Source organism: Mesotoga sp. HF07.pep.5.2.highcov, assembly GCF_003666285.1.
Classification (GTDB): domain Bacteria; phylum Thermotogota; class Thermotogae; order Petrotogales; family Kosmotogaceae; genus Mesotoga; species Mesotoga prima.
Window position 1 is genome coordinate 1 of the sequence record NZ_JFHJ01000139.1, and the last position, 1,307, is coordinate 1,307.

General features: G+C 49.6%; 2 protein-coding genes. One reads left to right on the forward strand and one right to left on the reverse strand.

The features are described 5' to 3' along the window. Positions 1 to 557 (forward strand): group II intron maturase-specific domain-containing protein (locus BG32_RS02175; RefSeq protein WP_310793859.1); only part of this gene is annotated, 557 nt, incomplete at its 5' end. Between the two features lie 132 nt (positions 558 to 689). On the opposite strand, the gene BG32_RS02180 is transcribed toward BG32_RS02175, so the two are convergent. Next, the coding region (locus tag BG32_RS02180) for a glucoamylase family protein (RefSeq protein WP_310793860.1) at positions 690 to 1,307 on the reverse strand (618 nt) is incomplete at its 5' end.

Genomic DNA, 1,307 nt, shown 5'->3' on the forward strand with positions numbered 1-1,307 from the left:
AAGCCCGAGAGTTTCTGGCAATCGCAATAAACATACTGGAGATTGACATGAAGCTCAAGGTCAACAGAAACAAGACGAGAATCACAACACTTGAAGATGGATTTCACTTTCTTGGCTTCGAAATAAAAGGCGAGAGAGTAGGGATAGAGAAATCCAGATTGAAGAGATTCAAGGAAAAGGTCAGGAAACTTACAAGAAGGAATCAGAGCAGGCCGGTAAAGGAGATAGTGAAACAGCTTAATCCACTGTTGAGGGGATTCGCCAGCTATTTCAGGATAGTGGATTTCCAATCCATCTTGAGGGGACTTCTGAGCTGGATAAGGAGAAGGCTGAGAGCCATCATACTACACCAGTGGAAGACAACTAAGAAACTGAACAGAGTTCTCAGAAGGACCGGATGGAAAGAGAAAGTCAACATGAGAATGAACAAATGGCGATCTTCTCATTCAAAAGCAGCCAATTACGCCATTCCCAACAGGTTCTTTGAAGAGATGAACCTCGTCGATATGACAAAATATCATCATCCCCTGTCGAAATATCCGATACTTGATCCATGAGCCGTGTACGTGGCCCGTACGCACGGTTCTGTGAGAGGACGAGGGGCTCTGCCCCTCTCCTACTCGATGTTCCAACCTGGACGCTAGCGCCGGAACGACGAACCATTCTTATGTTCTTTCCAAGGATGGCTCTTACCACTCTTCTCGCCGTAAGAAGCCGAGCCTTTCGAGGCCGTTTTTTACGTATTCGCTACCCATGGTCAGTTCCCAGATCATTCCGCTTCTATAGTTTTCGATCATGAGCAGCGTTATTCCTTTGTCTATCCCGATGACCCTGTCCGAGACCCAGTTTCTGTCAAGGTTGTAGGCATCTAGAAATCCGTACTCGCTCCAGAGTTCCGGCACGTTTTCGAAGTAGTGTTTCACTGTCTCTTCGACTATCCCGGGGACGAATACGATCGAGCCGAGCGCTCCACAGGGTGGCACGGTTCCGTCGGTCCTGTGAGCGGTGTTGGATTTGGCCGAAGGCGGCGCTCCGAAATCTCCCCTGTAGCCATCCGGAGAGTCGCAGGCGGTGAGTCCCCAGGATCTTTCATGCAGGGTTCTGTAGTTTTTCCTTTCACTTGAGCAGTACTTCCAGTTGGCCAGAGAGGCCCTGACGGAGTTTTCGAACCAGTCGATTCCGTCCCTGTCGCGGATTTTTCGGAAATCTATCCAGGCGTGGCTGAACTGATAGGTGAAGAGCGAGCCAGTGTATGTGTGGATCACTTCCAGCTCTTCATAGGTCCCCCTGTCTCTGGCGAAGGAGTA